Origin of the sequence: Actinophytocola sp. (assembly GCF_049647105.1) — a bacterium.
Taxonomy (GTDB): domain Bacteria; phylum Actinomycetota; class Actinomycetes; order Mycobacteriales; family Pseudonocardiaceae; genus Actinophytocola.
On record NZ_JBARWZ010000209.1, the window covers coordinates 1 to 15,865 of the forward strand.

General features: G+C 72.1%; 15 protein-coding genes. 14 read left to right on the forward strand and 1 reads right to left on the reverse strand.

Annotated features, from left to right (window positions below; translation table 11 throughout):
* The 10 genes from WBA97_RS24585 to WBA97_RS24630 form a co-directional block, all read left to right on the forward strand.
* A partial coding sequence (locus tag WBA97_RS24585) for an acetate--CoA ligase family protein (RefSeq protein WP_424233272.1) occupies positions 1-713 on the forward strand: 713 nt, incomplete at its 5' end.
* Complete coding sequence (locus WBA97_RS24590) at positions 710-2,008, forward strand: acyl-CoA dehydrogenase family protein (RefSeq protein ID WP_424233273.1); 1,299 nt, start codon at positions 710-712, stop codon at positions 2,006-2,008. The genes WBA97_RS24585 and WBA97_RS24590, both read left to right, overlap by 4 nt.
* Positions 2,005-3,228 (forward strand): acyl-CoA dehydrogenase family protein, encoded by a 1,224-nt coding sequence (locus tag WBA97_RS24595; RefSeq protein WP_424233274.1) that lies wholly within the window; start codon positions 2,005-2,007, stop codon positions 3,226-3,228. The genes WBA97_RS24590 and WBA97_RS24595 overlap by 4 nt, the downstream gene beginning before the upstream one ends.
* On the forward strand, positions 3,225-4,136 hold the full coding sequence (locus WBA97_RS24600; protein WP_424233275.1) for an LLM class flavin-dependent oxidoreductase: 912 nt from the start codon (positions 3,225-3,227) through the stop codon (positions 4,134-4,136). The genes WBA97_RS24595 and WBA97_RS24600 overlap by 4 nt, the downstream gene beginning before the upstream one ends.
* Entirely contained in the window at positions 4,136-5,227 is a 1,092-nt protein-coding gene (locus WBA97_RS24605) for an acyl-CoA dehydrogenase family protein (protein WP_424233276.1), read from the forward strand. Before WBA97_RS24600 ends, WBA97_RS24605 begins: the two co-directional genes overlap by 1 nt.
* A 4-nt stretch (positions 5,228-5,231) precedes the next feature.
* Positions 5,232-6,770 (forward strand): AMP-binding protein, encoded by a 1,539-nt coding sequence (locus tag WBA97_RS24610; RefSeq protein WP_424233277.1) that lies wholly within the window; start codon positions 5,232-5,234, stop codon positions 6,768-6,770.
* On the forward strand, positions 6,767-7,801 hold the full coding sequence (locus WBA97_RS24615; protein WP_424233278.1) for an LLM class F420-dependent oxidoreductase: 1,035 nt from the start codon (positions 6,767-6,769) through the stop codon (positions 7,799-7,801). Before WBA97_RS24610 ends, WBA97_RS24615 begins: the two co-directional genes overlap by 4 nt.
* Before the next feature lie 14 nt (positions 7,802-7,815).
* Positions 7,816-8,961: an acyl-CoA dehydrogenase family protein gene (locus tag WBA97_RS24620; RefSeq protein ID WP_424233279.1), complete on the forward strand. Its 1,146-nt coding sequence runs from the start codon at positions 7,816-7,818 to the stop codon at positions 8,959-8,961.
* Positions 8,962-8,963: 2 nt separating this feature from the next.
* Positions 8,964-10,103 (forward strand): CaiB/BaiF CoA transferase family protein, encoded by a 1,140-nt coding sequence (locus WBA97_RS24625; RefSeq protein ID WP_424233280.1) that lies wholly within the window; start codon positions 8,964-8,966, stop codon positions 10,101-10,103.
* A complete protein-coding gene (locus WBA97_RS24630) occupies positions 10,100-10,942 on the forward strand; it encodes an IclR family transcriptional regulator (RefSeq protein ID WP_424233281.1) in 843 nt (280 codons plus the stop codon). The genes WBA97_RS24625 and WBA97_RS24630 overlap by 4 nt, the downstream gene beginning before the upstream one ends.
* A gap of 155 nt (positions 10,943-11,097) precedes the next feature.
* Here WBA97_RS24630 and WBA97_RS24635 read toward each other — a convergent pair whose 3' ends face one another.
* Positions 11,098-11,427, reverse strand: coding sequence for a hypothetical protein (locus tag WBA97_RS24635; protein WP_424233282.1), 330 nt, complete (start codon positions 11,425-11,427; stop codon positions 11,098-11,100).
* Positions 11,428-11,495: 68 nt separating this feature from the next.
* Here WBA97_RS24635 and WBA97_RS24640 point away from each other — a divergent pair, with 68 nt between their 5' ends.
* The 4 genes from WBA97_RS24640 to WBA97_RS24655 all read left to right on the forward strand — a co-directional run bounded on the left by WBA97_RS24640 (position 11,496) and on the right by WBA97_RS24655 (position 15,709).
* Positions 11,496-12,059 (forward strand): RNA polymerase sigma factor, encoded by a 564-nt coding sequence (locus WBA97_RS24640; RefSeq protein WP_424233283.1) that lies wholly within the window; start codon positions 11,496-11,498, stop codon positions 12,057-12,059.
* Positions 12,060-12,189: 130 nt separating this feature from the next.
* Positions 12,190-14,163, forward strand: coding sequence for a tetratricopeptide repeat protein (locus tag WBA97_RS24645; RefSeq protein ID WP_424233284.1), 1,974 nt, complete (start codon positions 12,190-12,192; stop codon positions 14,161-14,163).
* A gap of 16 nt (positions 14,164-14,179) precedes the next feature.
* Positions 14,180-15,010, forward strand: a complete 831-nt coding sequence (locus WBA97_RS24650; protein ID WP_424233285.1) for an AAC(3) family N-acetyltransferase — start codon at positions 14,180-14,182, stop codon at positions 15,008-15,010.
* 81 nt (positions 15,011-15,091) lie between these two features.
* Positions 15,092-15,709, forward strand: coding sequence for a hypothetical protein (locus WBA97_RS24655; protein ID WP_424233286.1), 618 nt, complete (start codon positions 15,092-15,094; stop codon positions 15,707-15,709).
* Positions 15,710-15,865 lie beyond the last annotated feature (156 nt).

The following is a 15,865-nucleotide window of genomic DNA, read 5'->3' on the forward strand; positions in this document are numbered from 1 at the left end:
AGCCCGTGCTGCCCAGCCTCGCCGCCGCGTGCAACGCCGTGCGAGCGCTCGTCGCCTGTGGCGCCGACAAGCCCGTGACGCTGCCCGCGCCCGGCACCGGTGCGGCCTTCACCGCCACCGACACCGCGTCGAGCGTGCGGTTCCTCGCCGACGCAGGCGTGCCCGTCGCCGCATGGCACGAGGTCGACACCCGCGACGCCGCCGTCGCGGCGGGCGCCGAGCTGGGCTGGCCCGTCGTCCTCAAGGCGAACCTGCCGACACTGGCGCACAAGGCCGCGAGCGGTGGCATCCGGCTCGACGTCGGCCCCGACGGCATCGCCGAGGCGGCCGCCGACCTGCTCGCGCTCGCCCCGTCCGTGATCGTCGCGCGCCAGCTGCGTGCCGGCCCCGAACTGTTCGTCGGCGTGCGCCGTGACCCGCTGCTCGGCCTCGTCACCGCCGCCGGGCTCGGTGGCGGACACGTAGAGCTCATCGGACGCACCGTCACCGTGCCGGCCACCGCGCCACCGGAGTGGCTCGCCGAGCGGCTGCGCGCCGTCGTCTTCGCCCGTGCCGGCGCCCGGTACGCCCACCTGCCCGACCTGCTCGCGGCCACCGCCGCGACGCTCACCGGCCTCGCTGTACGCCACGACCTGGCACTCGTGGAGTGCAACCCGTTGGTGGAGGTCGACTCCCGACTCATCGCACTCGACGCAAGGGTGGTCGCCGCATGAACCCCGATCCCTATCTCGATTCCCTGCTCGACGTCTGGGAGCCGGTCGACCCCGACACCCGCTCGGCCGACCCCACCACCGGGTCGTGGTCGGAGCTCACCGAGCAGGAGCGGGCGATCCGCGCCCTCGCCCGCGAGGTCGCGGACACCGAGCTGCGGCCGTGGGCGCGGCACTGGGACGAGACCGAGCAGTTCCCCCGCCGCTCGCTCGACGCGGTACGCGAGGCGGGTCTGCTCGACGTCACGCTCCCGACCGAGTACGGCGGGCGCGGCATGGGCCTGCTCACCGGCTGTCTCGTCGTCGAGGAGCTCGCCACCGCGTGCCTGTCCAGCGCGATGGCCGTGCAGCCGTTCCTCAACGGCCCGTGGCGCGCGGTCTACGTCCTGGGTGACGAGGACCAGCGGCGGCGCTGGCTGCCCGGCATCGCGACCGGCGAACGGCACTACGCGATCGCCATGAGCGAGCCGGGCGCCGGGACCGCGGGCACCGACCTGCGTGCCGAGATGCGTCCGGATGGCGACGGCTACCGGTTGCACGGGCTGAAGAGCTGGATCACCGGAGGCCGCGAGGCCGACACGATCATCGTGTTCTGCCGGCTGCCCGGCACCGTCGGCCCGTACGGCATCGGCGCGGTCGTGGTCGAGGGCCGCCCCGAGGGCATGTCCGAGCCGGTGGTGGACCCGAAGATGGGCATCCGAGGCGTCGCCGAGTGCGCGTACCGGTTCGACGGCGTGCGGGTCGAGCCGAAGGACGTCCTCATCAAGCCGGAGCCGGATTCCAAGCAGGGCGCGGCGATCCTGGTCAACCAGTTCAACCCGGAGCGGTGCGGGAACGCGGCCATGTGCACGGGGCTCGGCCAGGGCGCGCTCGACGCGAGCATCGCGCACCTCAAGGCGCGCAGGCAGTTCGACCGCCCGCTGGCCGACTTCCAGGGTCTGCAGTGGAAGGTCGCCGACATGAGCCTGGACGTGGACATCGCGCGCATGCTCACGTGGCGTGCCGCGCGTGCGGCAGGCGACGGCTTCCCGCCGCAGCGCGAGACCGTGATGGCCAAGCTCTTCTCCAGCGAGATGGTGCAGCGCGTCACGAACGACGCCATCCAGATCCACGGCGCGCGCGGCTACTCCCGCCGCTGGCCGCTGGAACGGCTGTTCCGCGACGGGCGGGGCCTGTCGATCGGCGGCGGCACGGCCGAGGTGATGCGCAACCTGCTCGCCGGCCTGGTGCTCGACCGCCGCACGAGCCAGCGCGTGCCGGTGTCCACGACGAACGGCACCCGCCAGGAGCCGGTGTGAGCGAGACCGTGGCCGGGACACCGTCGCGGGACGCCTTCCGCGCGTTGCTGGCCGACCGGCTCCCGCCAGAATGGGTCAGGGCCGCCGCCGAGGACGACACCCCGGCGTTGGAGGCGTGCGCGTCCTCACCCGCCGCCGACGAGGTGGTCCGGATCGTGGCGGCCGACGGCTGGCTGACCCCGGAGTGGCCGGTCGCCTACGGCGGCCGGGGGCTGGGCCCGGACGAGGCCGTCGCCGTGCGGACGGAACTGCGGCGGTGGCGGATCGGCAACGTGTCCAGCGCCATCGGCACCTCCTGGGTCGGCCCCGCCATCCTGCGCTTCGGCGACGACGCGGTGAAGGCCCGGTTGCTGCCGCCGATCGCCCGGAACGAGGCACTGTGGTGCCAATTGTTCAGCGAGCCAGAGGCCGGCTCCGACCTCGCGGCGGTCCGCACCCGCGCACGCCGCGACGGGGACCACTGGGTGCTGGACGGCACGAAGGTGTGGACGAGCAGGGCGGATCTCGCGCAATGGGGCCTCGCGCTGGCCCGCACGGACGGCACGGTGCCCAAGCACGCTGGCCTGACGACGTTCTGTGTGGACATGACTGCGCCGGGCGTGACGATCCGCCCGATCCGCCAGATGACCGGCGACGCGGAGTTCTTCGAGGTGATCCTCGACGGCGTGGCCGTGGCCGACACGCTGCGCCTCGGTGAGCCGGGTGCGGGGTGGGAGGTCGTGCGCGGTGTGCTGGCCTTCGAGCGGTCCGCGGGCTCCGGCACGGGTGCCGCACCGCCCGGATCCGTCGTGGGCCGCGGCATCGACGAGCTGATCGAGCACCAGGGCGCGGACCTGTCCCCCGGGCAGCGCGAGGAACTCGTCCGGGTGTGGATCGAGAGCCGGGTCATCGCGTTGAACAACCTGCGGGGCGCGGTGGAACGCGCGTCGGGGCGCGGCCAGATCCGGGGCGGTGCGCCGTACAACAAGATCCTGCAGGCGGAGCACACCAAGCGGTTGCAACAGCTGTTCGTCGACCTGGCCGGGATGTCGGCGGTGGCCAGCGACCCGGCCGACACGTGGACCGCGTCGAACGTGTGGGCCTATCTGCGTGTGCAGGCGAAGACCATCGCGGGCGGCACGTCGGAGGTGCTGCGCAACCAGGTGGCGGAGCGCGCGCTGGGCCTGCCCCGCGAACCGGACCCGACGAGGAAGACCCCCTGGCAGGAGGTCGTGGGATGAGGCTCGCCGCCAACTGGCTCCCGCTCGGTCCCGAGCTGACCCGTGAGGTCGCCCGCCGCGCCGAGAAGGCCGGCCTGTGGGGCCTGGGCATCGGCGACTCCCCGCACTACGGCGAGCTCTACGCCGCCTGCGCGGACGCGCTCGCCGTGACCTCCACACTGACCGTGTTCACCAGCGTCACCAACCCCGTGACCCGGCACCTGTCCGTGCACGTGAGCGCCGCTCGCGCGTTCGGCGCCGAGCGGTTCGTGGTCGGGATGGGCCGGGGAGACTCGGCGGTTCGCACCTTCGGTCTCGACCCCGCCCCACTTCCCGTCCTCGAAGAAGCACTGACCGGCCTCCGCGCGGCCGTCCCCGACGTCCGGCTGCTCGTCGCCGCCAGCGGGCCACGCGCCGCCGCCCTCGCGGGCCGGTGTGCCGACGGGGTGATCGGGGGTGCCGGGCGTGATCTCGTCGCCCTGCGCGGGCTTCGGGACACCGCGGGCGGTTCTGGGGAGCTGTGGGCCTCCGTCCGCCTCGCCGTCGCCCGCGACGAGGCGGCGGTCCCCGCGCTGCGTCAGCGGATGCTGCCCCGCGCCATCAGCGCCTCCCGGTTCAACTTCGCCGCCACCTTCGCCGGGAAGAACGTGCCCGTCGCGATACGGGACGTCCTCACCGAGCGGTACGCGACCTACGACTTCGCCTGGCACGGCCGTTCCGGTGCCAACCCGGTCGCGTCGATGTTCGCCGACCGCCCCGACATCGAGGACTACCTCCTCGACCGGTTCGCCGTCGTCGGGACCATCGGCACCTGCCGGGACCGGCTCGCCGAACTGGCACCGGTCGTCGACGGCGTCTTCCTCTCCCTGCTCTTCGAGGACGCGCTCGACCAGGTGGACATGATCGCCGAGCTGGCAGGTGCGCTGTGATGCTCGAACCCACCGGCGAACAGCTGGTCTTCAAGGCCGAGGTACGCCGCTACCTTGAGCGCGCCTGGCCAACGACCGTCACCCGGATCGCCGTCGACGGCGGCCCGCCGTTCGACACCACGGCCTGGTCCGGCCTGGCCGCGATGGGCGCGACCGGGCTCATGGTGCCCGCCGAGTACGGGGGAGCGGGCGCCTCGGTCGTCGAGGCCGCGTTCGTGTGCGAGGAGCTCGGCAGGCTCGTGGTCGCGGCGCCGTACCTGTCGTCCTCGGTGCTGGCGGCTCTCCTGCTGACCGGGCTCGCCGACGACGACGTCAAGGCGCGGTACCTGCCCGGCATCGCCGACGGCTCGACCGTCGCCACGGTCGCGTTCCTCGACGACCGCGGCCGATGGCACCCCGACCGGATCGGCGTGCGGGAGGAACACGGCCGCCTCACCGGCCGGGTCGCCTACGTCACCGACCTGCCCGCCGCCGACCTGGTCCTGGTCGTCGCCGCCGGGCCGGACGGCCAACGCGTCCACCCGATCGCCCAGGACGCGCCGGGCGTGACGGTCGAACCCCTCGACTGCCTCGACCGGACCCAGCCGATCGGCGCCCTGAGCCTCGCCGACGTCGCCTCGACCGGCGCCCCCGTGGACACGGACGTGCTGGACCACATGGTCGCCTGCGCCCTCGCCTGCCTCGCGGCGAGCCAGGTCGGCGGCGCGGAACGCTGCCTCGACCTCGCCGCCGGGTACGCCACCCAGCGCGTCCAGTTCGGCCGCGTCATCGGCTCCTACCAGGCGATCAAGCACCGCTGCGCCGACATGCTCGCCCGCGTCGAGTCCGCACGCTCCGCCGCGCACCACCTCGTCGACGCCGTCGCCACGCACGCCAAGGACGTCGCGGTGGCCGCGAGCCTCGCGACGGCGTTCTGCTCCGACGCCTACGTCGCCTGCGCAGGCGACCTCATCCAGGTTCACGGCGGCATCGGCTTCACCTGGGAGCACGACGCACACCTCTACCTCAAGCGTGCCAAGGCATCGGCGCACCTGCTCGGCGACCCCGCGCACCACCGCGACCTGCTGGCACGACACCTGTTGGGGCGGTGAGGACGTGCGGACCTTCGCCAACTACGCCGCTGCCGACCCCGACCGCGTCGCCGTCGTCGACGACGCGGGCGCGATCACCTACGGGACGCTGAAAGCCGAGGCCAACCGCCTCGCAGGCGGTCTGCTCGCGGCCGGTGTCCTGCCGGGGCAGACCATCGCCGGCCTGCTGCCCAACGGCCGCCACATCGTCCTCGCCGAACGCGCGGTGACCCAGCTGCCCCTGTACTTCACCCCGCTCAACTGGCACCTCACCGCACCAGAGCTCGGCTACATCCTGCGCGACGCCGACGCCACCATGCTGCTGACCGTCCATGCGCTGCTGCCGCTCGCACGGGCCGCCGCGGCGGACGCCTGCCTGCCACCCGACCGCGTCGTCGTCCTCGACGCCGAGTCCACGGCGGACGGTGTGCGTCGTGGAACCGACCTGACGGAGGGCATCGGCACCGAGGAGCCCTCGGGCCGCGGTGCAGGACAACGCATGCTCTACACCTCCGGCACCACCGGCCGCCCCAAGGGCGTGCGCCGTCCGCTGCCCCCCGGCACGCCGGAGGAGGCGGCGGCCATGGTCGTCGCCCGCGCCCGGCTCTACCACGCCGAGCACGAGGACGGCCGTTACCTCTCGGTGGCCCCGATGTACCACGCCGCCCCGCTCGCCTACGCCGTCCAGGCCCTCGACGTCGGCCACACCGTCCGCATCCTCCCGAAATGGGACGCCAGGACCGCCCTGACGGCGATCGAGACCGACGCGATCACCTGGACCTACGTCGTGCCGCTGATGTTCACCCAGTGGCTCGCCATCGACCCGGCCGAACGGCGGGCCGCCGACGTGTCGTCCCTGCGGTCGGTCGTCCACACCGCCGCCCCGTGCCCGATCCCGGTCAAACGCGCGATGATCGAGTGGTTCGGCCCGATCATCCACGAGATCTACGGCGGCACCGAGGGCAGCGCCACGTTCATCGACGCAGCCGACTGGCTCACCCACCCCGGCAGCGTCGGCAGGGCCCGCGCTGGCGTCGCCCTGCGCATCCTCGACCAGGACGGGCAGGACCTGCCCGCTGGCGAGATCGGCAGGGTATACTTCGCCAACGCCGCCATGGCCTTCGAGTACCACCGTGACCCCGCCAAGACCGCCGCCACACGGGACGCCGGCCACACCAGTCTGGGCGACATCGGCTACCTGGACGCGGACGGCTATCTGTACCTGTGCGACCGCGGTTCCGACACGATCATCTCGGGCGGCGTGAACATCTACCCGGCCGAGATCGAGCAGGCCCTCGCGGGCCACCCCGACGTGCTCGACGCCTGCGTCGTCGGCGCCCCGGATCCCGAGTGGGGCGAACGGGTCCACGCCGTGGTCGTGCTCCGTGCCGGTGCCGGGGCGAACGACGAGGACCTCCGCGCCTACCTGCGTGACCACCTCGCCGGCTTCAAGCTGCCGCGCACCATCGAGTTCCGTGCCGCCGTGCCGCGTTCGGACGTCGGCAAGCTGCTGCGCCGGGTCGTGCGCGAGGAACTGTGGCGGGGCAAGGGGAATCGGATATGAACTACTTCGGCCTGTCGGTCAACGTCGATCTCACCGCAGGCACCGCCGCGTTGCCGGGCTATCTGCGTGACGTCGAGGCGGCAGGCGCCGACATGGTGTGGGTGCCGGAGGCCTACGGCCGCGACGCCGTGTCCGTGCTCGGGTTCTGTGCCGCGCTCACCTCCCGCGTGCGGCTCGGTGCCGGCGTGCTCAACGTCTTCAGCCGCAGCCCCGCGTTGCTCGCGCAGTCCGCGGCCGCGCTCGACGAGCTCTGCGGCGGGCGGTTCGAGCTGGGCCTCGGCGCGTCCGGGCCGCAGGTCGTGGAGGGCTGGCACGGTGTCGCGTTCGACCGGCCGCTGCGCCGCACGCGTGAGGTCGTCGAGGTGTGCCGCAGCGTGTGGCGACGCGAGATCCTGCGCCACGACGGGAAGACCGTCCAGGTGCCGCTGTCGGACAGCAGGCCGCTCAAGCTGATGACCCGTCCGGTGCGGGCCGACATCCCGGTGTGGCTCGCGAGCCTCGGACCACGCAACGTCGCGCTCGCCGCCGAGATCGCCCACGGCTGGTTGCCGACCCTGTTCGTGCCAGAACTCGCCGACCGCGTCTGGGGCGACGACCTCCTGGCCGGTGCGGCGCGACGGGATCCGGCGCTGCCGCCGCTGCGGATCGCCGCCGGTGCGCACGTCGAGGTCACCACCGGCGACACGGCTGCCGTGAGGACCGCACGCGACAAGGCCCGCCCGTCGCTCGCCCGCTACCTCGGCGGCATGGGGGCGGCGAACGCCAACTTCTACAACGACCTCGTCCGCCGCTACGGCTTCACCGAGGACGCCGACCGTGTGCAGCGGCTCTACCTCGACGGCAGGCAGGCCGACGCAGCGGCCGCCCTGTCCGACGGGCTCGTCGAGGCGCTCACGGTCTGCGGGCCGCGCTCGTACGTGGCCGACCGGCTCGCCGCCTACCGGGCCGCCGGGGTGACCGACTTCCGGGTCAACGTGAACGCGGGCTCCGACGGCCCGCGCGCGGTCGAGGTGCTCCGCGAACTGTGTTAGGGAAAGGGAATCCGATGCAGAGGACGATCTACGGCCCGGAGCACGACGCGTTCGCCGCGACGCTGCGCGCGTTCCTCACCAACGAGGTCGTGCCGCACATGGCCGAGTGGGAGGAGGCCGGCGCGGTGCCGCGCGACCTCTACCGAGAGGTCGGCAAGCTGGGCGTCACGGGCATCCAGGTGCCCGCGAGGTTCGGCGGGGCGGGGGAGTCGTCGTTCCTGTTCAACTGCGTGGTGACCGAGCAGATCGCCTACAGCCGCTCGACGCTCGGCGCGCTGCGGGTGCACACCGACGTCGTGATGCCCTACGTCCTGGCGTACGCGAACGAGGAGCAGCAGGCGCGTTGGCTGCCCGGCATGGCGAGCGGCGAGCTGATGTCGGCGATCGCGATGACCGAGCCGGGCACGGGTTCCGACCTCGCAGGCATGACGACCACGGCGCGGCGGACCGCCGAGGGCTGGGTGGTGAACGGTGCCAAGACGTTCATCAGCGGGGGCAGCCAGGCCGAAATGGTCGTGGTCGTCGCCCGCACGTCGCACGAGGAGAACCGGCGGGGCGGTCTGTCGCTGCTGGTCGTCGAGGAGGGCATGGCCGGGTTCGGCCGGGGCCGCAACCTCAAGAAGCTGGGCCTGCTCACTCAGGACACCACGGAGCTGTTCTTCGAGGACGTGGTGGTGCCGCACGAGAACCTGCTCGGCGAGGAGGGACGGGCCTTCGAGTACCTGACGGGGAACCTGGCGCAGGAGCGACTGTCGATCGCGGTGAACGCGCAGGCGCAGGCGGCCGCCGCGCTGGCGGTGACCGTCGCGTACGTGCGGGACCGGGAGGTGTTCGGCAGGCCGCTGTCGGGGTTCCAGAACACGAAGTTCGTCCTCGCGGACCTGGAGACACAGGTGACGGTCGGCCAGATCGCCGTGGACCGGGCGATCGCCGACCACGAGAACGGCGCGCTGTCACCCGCCGACGCGGCGAAGGTCAAGCTCTTCTGCACCGAGATGCAGGGCCGCGTGGTCGACGCGTGCCTGCAACTGCACGGCGGCTACGGGTACGTCCGGGACTACGACATCTGCCGCCTCTACGCCGACGCCAGGGTCTCCCGCATCTACGGCGGCACCAGCGAGGTCATGAAGTCGATCATCGCCAAGTCGATGGGCCTCTAGCGATGCCGGAAGAACGTGAGCCGTACACGGCGGGCCCGTTGGCCGGGCTGCGGATACTGGAACTCGGGGGCATCGGGCCCGGCCCGTTCGCGACGATGCTGCTCGCCGACCTTGGCGCCGACGTCGTCCGCGTCGACCGTCCCGGTGCGACGTCGATCTTCCCGGGCGGGGACACGCAGAACCTCCTCAACCGGGGGAAGCGCTCCGTCGCGCTGGACCTGAAGGACCCCGGCGATCTCGCGACGGCCCGCAGGCTGGCGCGCAACGCACACGCCACGGTGGAGGGCTTCCGCCCGGGCGTGGCCGAGCGACTGGGCCTCGGCCCGGACGACCTGTGGCGGGAGAACCCCGCGCTCGTCTACGGCCGGATGACCGGCTGGGGACCGGACGGCCCGCGAGCCACTACGGCCGGGCACGACATCAACTACATCGCGATCACCGGTGCCCTGTACGCGATCGGCGGCCGGGACGGCCCGCCCCAGGTCCCGCTGAACCTGCTAGGCGACTTCGCGGGCGGCGGCATGTACCTGGTCGTCGGCCTGCTGGCGGCGTTGCGTGAGGCCGACCGCACCGGACGGGGACAGGTCGTCGACGCCGCGATCGTCGACGGCGTCGGGCACCTGCTGGCCAGCACCCGCGCCCGGCTGGCGGTGGGCGACTGGACCGACCGGCGCGGCACCAACATGCTCGACGGCGGCGCGGCCCCGTTCTACGGCGTCTACGAGACCGCGGACGGCGAGCACATGGCGGTCGGCGCGATCGAGTCGCCGTTCTACGCCGCGTTCGTCGCCGGTCTGGAGCTCGACGAGCCGCTCGACCGGCAGCACGACGAGGCGAGCTGGCCTGCGCTGCGCGCCAGGATCGCCGCCCGGTTCCGCGAGCGCACCCAGGCGGAGTGGACCGCGACCTTCGACCACACCGACGCGTGCGTCTCCCCGGTGCGCAGCCTGCGGGCCGCGGTCGACGACCCCCAGATCGCCGCACGCGGGGGCGTCGTCGAGCGGGACGGGATCGTCCAACCCGCCCGCGCGCCACGGTTCTCCGGCCACCGTCGGCCACCGCTTCCCCGTCCCCCTCGGTCCGGCGAACACACCGAGGAAGTGCTCCGCGACTGGCGCGCAGGCGCTACTGTTACTGAGTGAAATCCGATTCAGCTGGGCAGAGTCCGGCGGCGGACGGGGCGATCAACCGGACGTTGCGGGTGCTGGTCGCCGTCTGCGAGCGCGGTCCGCTCACCCTGACCGCGTTGTCCGGCATCACCGGCCTGAACCCGCCGACGCTGCTGCGCATGCTGCGGCTCATGCGCGACGAGGGGTTCGTGCTCCAGGACGAGGACCGCAAGTGGCACGCGACGTTTCTCGTGTGGCGGCTGGGATGCGCGGTGAACGACTCCATCGGGCTGCACGAGGTCACCGACCGCGTCCTGCGCGACCTCGCGGAGACCATCGACGAGACGGTCGTGTTCGCGACGTTCGAGAACGGCTGGCTCACCTACTCGGGGCAGGCGGAGCCGGACAAGCCGGTCCGCACACACATTCCGCTCGGCGGGCACTACGGCCCGCTGGAGACACGCACGGGCCACGCCGTGCTGGCGTGGCTGACGAGGGCCGAGGTCGACAAGATCATCGAGACGCAGGCGCCGGCCGCCTACACGCCGCCCGCGCGCAAGGCGCTCTACCAGGAGCTGCTGGAGGTCGCGCAGCGCGGCTACACCAGCGGCACGGGCGACCGGTGGCCCGGGGTGTGGGGCGCGGCAGCGCCGGTGTTCAACCATCGAGGCCGCCCCATCGGCGCGGTCGGCGTCTCGGTGCCGACGGGCGGCGTCCCGGACCGAGGCGAGGCGATGGCCGCAGAGGTCAGAGCCGCCGCACAGGAGCTGACGGTCGAGCTCGGCGGTCCCGTCGAGCGACCGGCCGCACCGCTGCTCACCACCACGGGCCCACGAGCGGGCCGCGTTCCGATCCGCACCCGCCTTCGCTAGACCGTCCGATGTGGGTGAAGTGTCGGCCGATTTCATACCCGTAGCGTGCTGGTGATGCGGGTTCGGGCTCGGGCGCGGTGCTCATGATCGCCGCGATGTCGGTTCGACGACCTCGACTGTTGTGTGCGGCGATCGCTGGTTATCTCTGTCAGAGATTATGGGGCAATCGTGCCTCGCGAGTGCGGTGCCGCCGACACACGCGGGTTTGATTGGGGCGGCTGGCACAACCCGACCGCGTCGAGCGTGTCCCGTGCCGCGTCGATCGCGGCGAGCCGTTCATGCTCTGGCAGGTCGCGGAACTCCCCGTTGGCCAGTGGTCCCACGCGGTCGGCGACAAGCTCCGCCACCTGTTCCGACACGCGGCGAAACTGGCGTCCATGGAGTGTGTTGTTGAACCGCTCCGCGACCACGTCGGTGGTGTTCGAGTCGACCGTCCCCGCGACGGCGTCCGTGCCGAGCCACATGTCGCATGCCAGTTTCGTCAACGCCGCGCCGAGCACCGTTTTGCTGGCCGACCGAACGACCAAGCGTGCTTGCCCGATGGAGATGTGTGATGCGGTTGACCAAGGAGCAACGTGCCGACCTGCTCGAGCTGTTCTCGCAGGCCGCCCCCGACCTGGGCCGCTTCGCGTTGACACTGCGGCCCGTCGGCTGCGAAGCCGCCGACCTCGTGCAGATCACCTTCCAGGAGGCGGCCCGCGCCTGGGACACGCTCAGCCGACGCGCGCCGGAGGACCGCAGGAGATGGCTGTACACAGTGCTGCGCAACAAGGCGGTCGACGAGCGGCGGAAGACCTGCCGTGTCGACCCGACACCGGACGACCCGAGGACCGGGTCAGCGCCCGACCCCGCCGAGGTCGTGGCACAAGCGGCCGCACTGGCGCAGTGTTGGGCGCACATCGGCCAGATGTCGGTGCTGCGCCAGAGGATCGCTTTCCTCGCATGGCAGAAGGAGTGGCGCACCGCCGAGATCGCGGCCCGCCTGGGCATCGCGCCGAGCACCGTGCGCGGGCACCTGCTTGTGGTGCGACGCCGTCTGCGCGCTGACCTCGGCCACCTGATGTCGAGCACCGATACCAACGACGAGACCACGGGGGATGCTGATGAACGCCAATGAGCCGGTCGATGGCATGACTTTCGCGGAGGCGTACCGGCGTACTCGTGCAGCCGGCACGTCCGCCCCGCAGTACAACGTCGAGCGCGGGCTCGCGCAATTCACGGCGTGGGTTGACGAGAACGTCGAGATCGTGACAGAGCACCCTGTGTCGCCGGTGCGGGTTGAGCTGCGTGGCCGACAGGAGCTGTTGAACGAGCTGTCACGGTTGCCGGAGCGCGGTCCTGTGGTGCTCACCGGGCCGGGCGGCGTCGGCAAGTCGACCGTGGCGAGGGCTCTGGCAGCCCGCGTGCGCGACGGGGACCGTCGGGTGTGGTGGGTGCCGGCGACCGACTCGGCCAGCCTGTCGATGGGCCTGGTAGCGGTCGCGCGTCAGCTCGGCGCCTCTACACACGACGTCAACGCCATCGTGCGTGGCAAGGATGACGCACCCGACCGGTTCTGGCGCCTGCTGGACCAGGTTCACGGCGAGTGGCTGCTGGTGTTCGACAACGCTGACGACCCCCGCGTGCTGTCCCTCCCCGTATCACCGGCGGGCGTCCAGGACGCCAGGGGCTGGGTCCGGCCGTCACGACGCGGCCTGGTGCTGGTGACCAGTAGGGAGAACGACGCGAGGATGTGGGCTGCGGCGCGGGTGCACCGGCTTGGTCCGCTCGCGGAGGCCGACGCCGCGCAGGTGCTTCGCGACCTCGCGCCCGCGGCGGGCGACGAGCGGCAGGCCAGGGCCCTGGCGCGCCGGCTCGACCGGCTCCCGCTCGCCCTGCACCTCGCGGGGACCTACCTGTCTTCGGACACCACTCGCTGGTCGACGTTCACCGCGTACAGCGCCGCCGTCGGCGCGGGTGCCGCGGTGCCCATGATGACCAAGATCTCGTTGGACAGCCTCGCGCACCACGGCATCCCGCAGGCGCGGACGGTGCTGCGGCTCGCGAGCTGCTACGCGTCGACGGCGATCCCACTGGACTTGCTCGAAACCGGCCCACCCGATGACGGCCCGCTGGCGGACGCGTTGCGCGGGCTGCGCGGCGTCGGGCTGCTCCAGGACGGGCCGGATGGCGCCGTCAACGTCCATCCGGTGGTAACCGACGCGAGCCGGACCTCGCTAGCCGGGCCGGAGGCGGCGCCGATCCACCATCGGGCGGTCGAGATGCTGGCCGGCGCGGTGCGGGGCCTTCGCTACGACCAGCCGGCGCACTGGCCGACGTACCGGCAGCTCGGCCAACACCTGCTGGCGCTCCTTGACGCCTCGGCGGCGCACGTGGACCAAGACCACCAGGTCATGCTCGCGTCGACCGTAGCGGAGACCGCGCGCGCATTCAGTCGCAGCGGCGCGAGCAAGGCGGCCAAGGCCATGTGTCACAAGGCCTTGGCGCGGTGCGCGGCACTGGGTGCGGACCACCCCGGGATGCTCGCCGTTCGGCACCAGCTCGCCTGGGCCGTCGCGGAGCAGGGGGACCTGGACGAGGCCGAGCGCATGTACACGGCGACTCTCGAAGCCCGCGAGCGCGTGCTGGCGGCCGACGACCCCGATCTCGTGGCGAGCCGTCACGAGCTGGCCTGGATCACCGCGTGCCAGGGCCGCTGGCCGCTGGCCGAGGCCAGGTACCGGCGGGCTCTCCACGACACCCTCGCGGTCCTGGGGCCGCACGCGGCGGAGACCCTCACCACGCGGCACGAACTGGCATGGGCGGTGGCGAACCAGGGCCGGCTCGCGGAAGCACGTGCCGTTCTGGTCGAGGTGCTGGCCGACCGCGGGCGCGAGCTGGGGGAGGAGCACCAGCAGACCATCGCGACACAGCACGAGCTGGCGTGGGTCAGCGCCAAGCAGCGCAGGTGGGAGGAAGCGGCGGCCCGCTACCGGAAGGTGCTCGCGTTGCGTGAGCGGGTGCTGGAGCCCGACCATCCCGAAACACTGCTGGCCGCCCACGAACTCGCATGGACCATGGCCGGGATGGGCAGGACGGCGGCCGCGATCACCGCCTACGAAGACGTGCTGGCACGGCGGCGGCGCGCACTCGGCGACGACCACCCGGACACGGACAAGACCCGCCAGGCGCTCAGCGAGCTGCGCGCCGGCCGCGTCATCGAAGCACACCACTACGTCTGATAGAACGGAGAGAACCGTGATCTCGCGAGAACAACTGCACGCGGCCGCCGACGAGCTCGACCTGGCCGACCGCCCGGTCCTGGTCCACGCGTCACTGCGCTCGTTCGGGGCACCCGTGGCAGGCGACACACTGCTGGACACACTGCTGTCACTGGGCGCCACCGTACTGGTGCCCTCCTTCAGCGAGCCGCAGTTCGGTGTGGCGGCCCCGCCGTCTGCGCGCCCGCTCCGCAACGGCATCGACTACGCGAACCCGCCGGCCACCGCGCCGAGAGACGAGCCGTACACCGTCGATTGTGGACTGGTCAACGACCACCTCGGCGTCTTTCCAAAGGTCGTGCTCGCCCGCCCGGACGTGGCACGCGGCCGCCATCCGCTGAACTCGTTCGCCGCGGTCGGACCGCTCGCCGCCGGCCTGGTCGAGTCCCAGCGTCCGACCAACGTCTACGAGCCCATCCGGGAGCTCGCCGCGCGGGACGGCAGGATCCTGTTGATCGGGGTCGGCCTCAACCGGATGACCGCAATCCACCTCGCCGAGCAGCAGTCGGGTCGCCGCCTCTTCGTGCGCTGGGCGCGTGACGCCGAAGGAGCCACGGTGACGGCCGAGGTTGGGTCCTGCTCGGAGGGCTTTCCCCGTCTGACACCGACGTTGCGCCCTCTCGCCGCCACGAGGTGGGTGGGATCGTCAGTCTGGCAGGCGTTTCCAGCGCGGGAGACGCTGGCCGCGGCTACGGCGGCCATCGCGGCTGACCAGAGCGTCACCCACTGCGCAGACCCGGTCTGCCGGTCGTGTGCGGACGCGATGGCGGGTGGCCCGCTCGACTTCGCCGGCAGTGCTCGGAGGTAGCGATGCGCGGACCCATCACGAAAAGAGACTGGCATGCGATCAGATCCGTGTTCGACGATGGACCTACCACCCTACCGAGCGGTGCTCGTGGTGGACTGCGAGAAGTTCAACGGCAACCCTAGTCGCTGCCAGCCGGACCTGGCCGGCGACGTACCCCAGGTGCTGCAGAAGACCCTGACCCGGTGCGGGTTAACCAGGTTCTGGCAGAATTCGCGGTTCCGTCGCCAGGTCGGCGACGGCTACGTCCTTGGCGTGGACCCCCATCGACTGCCATGGTTGGTCGACCCGTTCCTGCGGCAACTGCAACTGGTGTTGGCCGAGCACGACCGCACGTTGCGCGCCATCGATCGCGGTCTACGCCTGCGATTGCGGGTGGGTATCCACATCGGACCCATTACCGAGGTTGGCGCCACCGGCGGGTGCGGTCGTCCGATGAACGATGCGCACCGGCTCCTCGACTCCACGATCGTACGCACGGCCCTGGCCAGCAGCGATCCCAACGTCACGTTCGTCGCCGCGCTGCTGTCGCAACGCGTGTACGAGGACGTCGTCCTCGCCGGCTACACGAGTATGCGACCGACCGAGCTCACGCCGCACGACGTTGCGGTGAAGGAGTTCCGTCAGCGCGCCTGGCTGTTCGTGCCGAAGCCGAGCATGTTGTCGGCCGACCGCGACCGGCGAGCGCTCGTCGTCGATTAGGCATCGCGCCGGGTCGGCTGGCGGTCCGGCCTGACCTCGACCCGCCGCCGGTCGTCGCGAGGCCCCGACCCGCAACGCGCGGTTGGACGTCTCCGAGGCCGCAGGCGGGCTGCCCCGGCCAAGCTGAGCTCCGGCGCCGCGCGACAGGGTGTCGCG

Coding starts and splice junctions, on each gene's coding strand:
- WBA97_RS24615 (WP_424233278.1), top strand. CDS start 6,767: ATGAACTACTTCGGCCTGTCGGTCAACGTCGATCTCACCGCAGGCACC.
- WBA97_RS24605 (WP_424233276.1), top strand. CDS start 4,136: ATGCTCGAACCCACCGGCGAACAGCTGGTCTTCAAGGCCGAGGTACGC.
- WBA97_RS24640 (WP_424233283.1), top strand. CDS start 11,496: ATGCGGTTGACCAAGGAGCAACGTGCCGACCTGCTCGAGCTGTTCTCG.
- WBA97_RS24590 (WP_424233273.1), top strand. CDS start 710: ATGAACCCCGATCCCTATCTCGATTCCCTGCTCGACGTCTGGGAGCCG.
- WBA97_RS24620 (WP_424233279.1), top strand. CDS start 7,816: ATGCAGAGGACGATCTACGGCCCGGAGCACGACGCGTTCGCCGCGACG.
- WBA97_RS24600 (WP_424233275.1), top strand. CDS start 3,225: ATGAGGCTCGCCGCCAACTGGCTCCCGCTCGGTCCCGAGCTGACCCGT.
- WBA97_RS24625 (WP_424233280.1), top strand. CDS start 8,964: ATGCCGGAAGAACGTGAGCCGTACACGGCGGGCCCGTTGGCCGGGCTG.